Origin of the sequence: Paraburkholderia franconis (assembly GCF_009362735.1) — a bacterium.
In the GTDB taxonomy this organism is placed as follows: Bacteria; Pseudomonadota; Gammaproteobacteria; order Burkholderiales; family Burkholderiaceae; genus Paraburkholderia; species Paraburkholderia franconis.
The window spans coordinates 1-7,012 of sequence record NZ_WHNP01000153.1; the positions used below are offsets into that span (position 1 = coordinate 1).

Annotated in this window: 7 protein-coding genes; 3 read left to right on the forward strand and 4 right to left on the reverse strand. The window is 57.4% G+C overall.

What is annotated here, in order from left to right:
• Positions 1 to 255: transposase (locus GCT13_RS46295; protein ID WP_193727972.1), on the forward strand; the 255-nt coding region annotated here is incomplete at its 5' end.
• Between the two features lie 143 nt (positions 256 to 398).
• Here GCT13_RS46295 and ligD read toward each other — a convergent pair.
• Positions 399 to 2,915 carry a DNA ligase D gene (ligD, locus tag GCT13_RS46300; protein ID WP_087740418.1) on the reverse strand — a complete coding sequence of 839 codons (2,517 nt, stop codon included), beginning with the start codon at positions 2,913 to 2,915 and terminating at the stop codon, positions 399 to 401.
• 712 nt (positions 2,916 to 3,627) lie between these two features.
• The gene (locus tag GCT13_RS46310) at positions 3,628 to 3,975 is read right to left on the reverse strand and encodes an H-NS family nucleoid-associated regulatory protein (RefSeq protein WP_087740420.1); all 348 of its coding nucleotides are present in this window, start codon (positions 3,973 to 3,975) and stop codon (positions 3,628 to 3,630) included.
• Positions 3,976 to 4,153: 178 nt separating this feature from the next.
• Here GCT13_RS46310 and GCT13_RS46315 point away from each other — a divergent pair, with 178 nt between their 5' ends.
• Positions 4,154 to 4,960, forward strand: a complete 807-nt coding sequence (locus GCT13_RS46315) for an H-NS histone family protein (protein WP_087740421.1) — start codon at positions 4,154 to 4,156, stop codon at positions 4,958 to 4,960.
• Positions 4,961 to 5,436: 476 nt separating this feature from the next.
• On the opposite strand, the gene GCT13_RS46325 is transcribed toward GCT13_RS46315, so the two are convergent.
• Both GCT13_RS46325 and GCT13_RS46330 read right to left on the reverse strand, forming a co-directional pair.
• A complete protein-coding gene (locus GCT13_RS46325; protein WP_143811242.1) occupies positions 5,437 to 5,733 on the reverse strand; it encodes a hypothetical protein in 297 nt (98 codons plus the stop codon).
• Positions 5,734 to 6,011: 278 nt separating this feature from the next.
• On the reverse strand, positions 6,012 to 6,620 hold the full coding sequence (locus GCT13_RS46330; protein ID WP_227747384.1) for a hypothetical protein: 609 nt from the start codon (positions 6,618 to 6,620) through the stop codon (positions 6,012 to 6,014).
• A gap of 186 nt (positions 6,621 to 6,806) precedes the next feature.
• Here GCT13_RS46330 and GCT13_RS46335 point away from each other — a divergent pair.
• The coding region (locus GCT13_RS46335; RefSeq protein WP_152767547.1) for a transposase at positions 6,807 to 7,012 on the forward strand (206 nt) is incomplete at its 3' end.

The window sequence follows — 7,012 nt, forward strand, 5'->3', positions numbered from 1 at the left end:
GCCATTCCGGCGCACGTGCCGTTACCCGGCGTCCATCGCGTCGCTTCACTGCTTAAGCGCTGGCTTCTCGGCACGCACCAAGGGGCGGTCAAGCCGGCCCACCTAGACCATTACCTCGACGAGTTCGTCTTTCGCTTTAACCGACGCACGTCTCATTCCCGCGGCCTGCTTTTCTACCGCCTGCTTGAACAGGCCGTTCAGACAGACCCCATCACCTACCGGCAGATCGCGCGAAAATCTCCCCGTGAGGGCTGAATTTCACAGCGTGGAATTTTGGCGCTAAGTGGATAGCCCTTATGAATATACAGTATCTCGTAACGGGGCCGCTCTCGTCAATTGGCGGATGGTCGTGCGCCGCGTGAGGTACCTCGCTGGCTGCCACGGTCGCAACTGCCCCTTTACCGTAGACCCTTGATAGCCGCGGCTAGCGACTGCCCACACGACCAGTAGTCCGCCCACGGATCCTCCGACTGGAAGCTTAGGTATTCGCGTGCCGTCTGAACGTTCCACTGCGCGCCGCTTTTGAGGTCGCTGAGCTGTTCCCATGAAACCGGCATCGATACGCCCATCCCGGGCCGTGCGCGCGCCGAAAACGCCGCGGCGGTCGTCTGTCCCTTGCCATTGCGCAAGTAGTCGACGTAGACCTTGCCAAGGCGATTTGAGGGGCCAGATACTGCCGAAAAGCGTTCTGGAATCGTCTTCGCCAGATGCCGGACGAAAGCCTGAGAGAAGGACTTGACCGCGCTGTATTCCAACCGCGACGTCAGTGGCACGACAACGTGAAGACCTTTCCCGCCGCTCGTCTTCAGCCAGGCGCGCAATCCCAGTTCCGACAGGAGCACTCGAACGAGAAGTGCGGCCTCCCGAACGTGAGCCCACTTCACTCCTTCGCCAGGGTCTAGGTCGAGGATGACACGGTCAGGCTGGGTGAGTTTGCGGACCGTAGAGTTCCATGTGTGAAACTCGACGACATTCATTTGCGCAGCTGAGAGCAGCGCGTCTACCGTATCGACACTCAGCAATGGCGGATGCTTGGGCCAAAGGTCGCGGTCGTGGGCGGTGAGTCCTGGCATGCCTGTTCGCTCGGCGTGTTTCTGGAAAAACAGTTCACCGCCCGCGATACCGGAGGGCGCACGGACCATTGCCACGGGTCTGTCCTTGAGATGAGGCAGCATCCACTTGGCGACGCTCGCGTAATAGCGAACGAGGTCGGCTTTCGTAATGCCGGTCGAAGGGTCGACGATTCGTTCCGGGTGAGTAATTTTCAGCTGCGGCAGTCGCTCGGGTGCCTGCGTTTTGCCTCCCTCTCGAACAATGCTGGCAGCGGGTTTGTCGAGGCGTAATCCCTTGAACGACGCCTGCCGAATGGCACCATCTGCCGTCCACTCGGAGAATTCGATCTCGGCAACCAGCACGGGTCGAACCCAGCGCTCGCTACGCGGCGCGCGTCTGCCCCATCGTCGCTGTTTCTTGACCTGCACATCAAACGGTCCCGATCCAACTTCCAGTGGAATGAGACGGTGCCAAAGGTCATGTGCAGTTCGTGAGTCCCAGCCGGTGCCGACGCTACCTGCATCATGAAGCTTGTCTCTGACGTAGTAGCCGAGCAGGAGGCTGCCCACTTCGCCGGATTTGCCGCCGCGTGCGGTGAATCCGCAGATAACCAGTTCCTGGCGCAGTCGCGCTTTTGCTTTCAACCACGACTGAGTACGTCCTGATTCATACGGCGCGGCACGCCGCTTAAGCATGAGGCCTTCCAATCCCAGACCGGCGGCAGCTTCGAAAACTTGTGCCGGCGGTGCATCAAAGTCCGGGCTGAACCGCAATCGCTCGCCTGAGTTCTCGAGGAGGCTCTTGAGCCGCGCACGCCTCGCCCAAAGTGGTACTTTTCTCAGGTCGTTTCCGTCGAGATACATCAGGTCGAACAGGAAATAGACGATGTCTTCATTGGCCCGCGCGTCGTCAATCGCATCCTGGAGTGAGGAAAAATTCGGCAAGCCGTCTTTAAGCACAGCTATCTCGCCATCGAACCACCCACTCGAGAGCGGCAGAGCGCCAATCTCGGCGACGAGCGCCGGGAATTTGGCTGTCCAGTCGTGGCCGCCTCGCGTGTAAAGTCGCACGCGTCCTTTGTCGATGCGAGTTAGCAGGCGGTACCCGTCCAGTTTGTTTTCGATTATCCAGTCGCCGCTCGTCGGCAGCGAAGTCGCAAGCGTCGCAAGTTGCGGCTCAAGCTTCGCTGGCAGGGGTGATCGCACTGCAGAGGACAGGTCGACCTCCGGTTCAGCGCCGCGTCGCGGCCTGGCCGACCTTGGCTCGCGATCTTCCGCGAGGCCGAGCGGTTTCGAGATCACACTATCTGGTAGCGCCTTAATGACGTCGTACTCTGCCAGAGGACGAGCCCATTCATCTCGTTTCTTGAAAAGCATCCACTGGTCTTGCTTGTCAACTGGCTTTGATATGCGTACCAGCTCCCACAGTCCCGCGAGCTTTTCGCCATGGAGCCGAAAGACAAGTTTGCCGGCCTCGATGCCTTTGCTGACGTCGCCGATCGGTTCCCAGATTCCACGGTCCCATACGATGACGGTGCCGGCGCCATACTGTTTCGGCGGAATTGTTCCTTCAAAGGCTGCATACTCGACGGGATGGTCCTCCACATGCACCGCCATCCGTTTCTCTTTCGGGTCATAGCACGGGCCTTTGGGAACGGCCCAAGAGAGGAGTACCCCATCATGCTCAAGACGAAAATCGTAGTGCAATCGGCTCGCCCAGTGCTTCTGTACGACGAAGCCGAGGTCCCCCTTTCCACGCAACTCGCTGGCAGGGGACGTCCCAGGCTCTGGAGTGACTGTGAAGTCGCGCTTTTTCTGGTAGCGCGATAGTCGTGGAGACATTGAGGTGCGGGAAGAGGCCATCGTGGAACGTTTCTGACGCTGCCGCGTCCGTGGATATGCGTCGGTGTCTGAGACGAAGTGCCCTCATTGGCAGCCAACAATCCCACGCTGGCGGCCGCCTTTGGTTATCCAGCAAGGTCATTCCGACGAACTTTCATCGGAGCATAGCGCGCCGGCTTGGTCTCGACACTTCGGCCATCTTAAGCCAGCGTCGTACTTGCAGTGACAGCCACATGGCTCGGGCATTTCGCGTGCTTTACGTGGCTGGCAAGCACCGGTTGACGCCGCGTTTCTGCGGTGAGGGGGAGCCATGCCTACCGTGTCCTACGCGACGTATCGCGGTTACAGCATCGACGTTCACGTCACACCGGCGCGGTCTCATTCGCTGGGCGGTGCGTATCGGCGTTTCCGCGTATCTTGGACCGTTTCGTCGGCTGGCGATGAAAGCCACGAGGTTACAAGTTTCCAGGAGAAGTTCGATTTCCTCAGCGAAGAGGAAGCGTTCCGGTACGGGGGAAAGCGAGCTCACACTTTCATCGACTCCATCCTTTCGACCCCGTCGCAGAGAAGCGCATTGGGCGAGGGAAACGAGACGTCATGGTTCTAGTTTCAAGCTGGATTTTGCGGTCTCCCAGCTGGTCGACCGTCCGATGTAGTCGATTTCGGTTGAGCGTGAAATAGCTTAATTACTAGTTCGACAAGATGGCAAATAGCTGACCACGGGTGCGCATATTCAAGTGTCGCGATGTGACGGCTGCGCGGCCGCAAGTCTGCTGCCTGCAAACGGGTCCTGACTCCAGTCTACCTTTGTACGCGTCTCGGTCATTGCCGGCGCCGCAGGCGCAGCGTGTTCGACAGCGAAGTGTTCCAATGATTGCCCTGCACTGATGGCCTGCTTGAGCCATTGAGGCATCTCCCCGTCGCCCGACCAGATTTCTCCGGTCGCACTGCGATATCGGGCAGTTTTCTGTTTAAGCTGGTCTTCGGCAATCGCGGCTGCGAGATCGTCGGGTTCAATGCCGACTTCTGCCATTCTGCGGCGTAGATAGGCGACCATGCTGTCGCGCTTTCTCTCATCCATGAAATTTCCCCGTTTATACGGTTTACGCGGCTTTGGCGATCTGCCCAACCAACGCAAACGCCGCGCCTTGCGAACGTCAATCTAGTCTCAGTATCGTCGATGAGGTCTGCCGCTCTATGGCCTATTTGCACGGTTATGTGGCATAGTGCCGCCATTACTGACTATAGGAGAAATATAAATGACAACACTTGAGAAAGTCCAGGCGCAGATTGCAAAGCTTCAGGCTCGGGCGGAAGCGCTGGCCGTACAACAGTCGTCGGGGGTAATCGCTAAGATTCGCGACATTATGCAAAAGCATGGCTTGACCACGGCTGACATCGAAGCGCATATCGGCGGTTCGAAGAAGCGCGGTCGCAAGCCGGGCGTTAAGGTTGCCGCCAAGTCGTCTGTGTCGGTAGCAAAGTATCGCGACCCGAAGAGTGGCGCTACCTGGACTGGGCATGGTCGCGCTCCCACGTGGATTGCAAATGCGAAAGACCGTAGTAAGTTTGCAATAGATGGCGCATCGGGATCTCCGGTGCCGACCGCGAAGACGGCCGCCAAGGTCGGCAATTACGTTCGCGGGCCGCAGACACCGAAGTATCGCGACCCCGCGACCGGGGCGACGTGGAGCGGCCGAGGTCCTGCTCCGGCGTGGCTTGCCGGCGCTAAAGACCGCACGGCATTTCTGATTGACGGCGGCACGGGCGAGGGTGATGTGGCGCCGAAGGCGGCGAAAAAGGTGCCGGCCAAGAAAGCTGCCGCGAAGAAAGTAGGTGCGAAGAAGGCGGCTGCCAAAAAGGGTGCGGCCAAGAAGGTTGCTACGAAGAAGGTCGCTGCAAAAAAGAGCATTGCAGCGACCAAGAAGCCGCCTGCGAAGAAAGTCGCGACGAAGAAGGTGACGGCGAGGAATGCTGCCGCGAAGAAGTCGGTCGCGACGCCGGAAGCACCGGCGCAAGCGTCCGCGTCGACAAACGCTGCCGCGGCTGAATCGACTGCCGCTTGATCGGTCCGGTGATGGTGAGCGATCGCTAGTGACTCTCGCGGGCAGGATATCTGATTCCTGCTCGCGCAAGCCCTCCGTTCGCTCGGTTCAGACTCAGTTATCTGTTGATAGCGTCGATAACGTTGAGGAGGTCGGCTGCGATGCGATTTTCGTGGCTGTTGCCTTGGAAATTTACCGTGCCCGTATTGAAGATATTCATAACGAGACCGCAAGGAAAACTGATTTTTGTCTGAAGATGAGTTGGATTCGAGAATTCGGCCTGCGGATGCTTCTGCTTCACAAATGTAATCAGCATGTCTGGGTTGTTACATTTTATGGGCATATCGGTTACTCCCTTGGTGGATAGTTTTCAGTTAATTGCAGTCGCGTTTAGTGAAAATCCGGCATCAGCCGGAAGCCTCGCCTGACAGTGGAAGAAACTCCGATTGGGCAAGGAGCTTGGCCTGAACAATAGAATTGCCACTCGACCCTTTTGCTTATTTTGCTTTGAGGGTCAACCAGTTTCCGACGAGTCGCGAACCAATGGACCCGAGGACGACCGAGCCGACTAAGGCAGGCGGAGTAGTTGAAGGTGATAGACCTACTCGACTAAGCAGCCATACGTTCATCATGGCTATTGCTAGGAGAAGGATGCCGATGAATGCCCACATCGCATGAAAATTTGCGGTAAAGCGTGTTATAAGAGCCGCAACAACTCCGATCGAATCACCGATCCACGCTGTGGCTGTGCTTGCGTTTTGCAGGGCTTGCAAAGCGGCCTGTCCGATTGCCATTTCTACTCCGATTGACGCTTGTGCTTTTGGAAATTAATGTTACTGTTTGATGTGAACGTCTTAACGGATGAAAATCAAAAAACTTTAAGAGAAATTTGAGGTTCGGTAATAGCACTGGTGGCTAGGGGCACGATGCGGCTGTATGGAAACTTTGATCAGGTGGTGCTGGCGGCACAAGCGGGCGTTAGCGTACGTTTGTTGCCGAATCTCGAAATCGGAAACGAATTCCGCTCTGGGCCGGCATACACTGCGATAGCCGCAGTCCTGTTTTTCGCACGTCAGGGGACAGATTTTTCCGTCCGCTGTTTCATCACTGACTCGCGGTACCAGCGGGCGATGGCGGTTCCGATTCTCTCGAACGGCTTCCCACCACGCGCGTTTTCTACGCACCTTAGTACCTCCAGCGCGGCCTCACCGCATCGTTTGCCGTCCATTTGCGCGAACAGCAACTCCGTCGTCTGCCCCTTGCGACGATATTCGGCGCAAATCCAATCGGCTGCTGACGTTCGGTCTTCAGGGCGCTTATGCTTTGGCAGGGAGAGGAGCATTTCCGCGTTAGCTTCGTCAAAAGCGTAGAGTTCCAGCACCTTTTCTATATCTCGCATCGGACTCTTGCCGCCGTGCGGGGTTTGGCGTCCATTGGGCTTCCAGTCAGGGAACACGCGCGCTATTGCATCGGCGACACACGTTAGACTGAGGTCTCGCCAGAACCGCGGATGCGGTTCGTAGACCGCTTCTACTGCCATCACCAAGTTTCCGACGTTCAACTGCGACTCACTGAACCGACAGTCCGTCAGGTAGGCGACGAGCGCATCGACCGTTTTTGCAAGCACGCTCTCAAGCGCTGCTATTTCTTTGCTCGTATTCATCATCAGAAAATCCGCCATGTAAGTTTCGACTCCGGAGGCGAGCGATCGATGTGGTGGGATTCGGTTGAAGGCTGTCGACGCTCTTACTCCGCATCAGCGGTATAACCGTATCGAGAGAGGTGGCTCCGGAAATTCGGACAGTTCATTGAGTGGAAAAGCTGGGGCGTGAGTCGGTCATAATGGCCGGCGACAAGGAACCAGAAGATGACGAAACGAAACCGACGGACACACTCACCGGCATTCAAGGCAAAGGTGGCACTAGCGGCGCTTAAGGGCGACAAGACGCTGGCAGAGTTGGCCCAGCAATTTGATGTCCATCCGAACCAGATCACGGACTGGAAGAAGCAGTTGCAGGAGCGGGTTGCCGATGTGTTCGACGCGGGCAACGCGCCCCCAGCTGCACCGCCAAT

What these genes read in the sequence shown, in the direction of transcription:
- ligD (WP_087740418.1), bottom strand. Translation starts at nt 2,915, where the DNA reads ATGGCCTCTTCCCGCACCTCAATGTCTCCACGACTATCGCGCTACCAG.
- GCT13_RS46310 (WP_087740420.1), bottom strand. Translation starts at nt 3,975, where the DNA reads ATGGATGAGAGAAAGCGCGACAGCATGGTCGCCTATCTACGCCGCAGA.
- GCT13_RS46315 (WP_087740421.1), top strand. Translation starts at nt 4,154, where the DNA reads ATGACAACACTTGAGAAAGTCCAGGCGCAGATTGCAAAGCTTCAGGCT.
- GCT13_RS46325 (WP_143811242.1), bottom strand. Translation starts at nt 5,733, where the DNA reads ATGGCAATCGGACAGGCCGCTTTGCAAGCCCTGCAAAACGCAAGCACA.
- GCT13_RS46330 (WP_227747384.1), bottom strand. Translation starts at nt 6,620, where the DNA reads ATGGCGGATTTTCTGATGATGAATACGAGCAAAGAAATAGCAGCGCTT.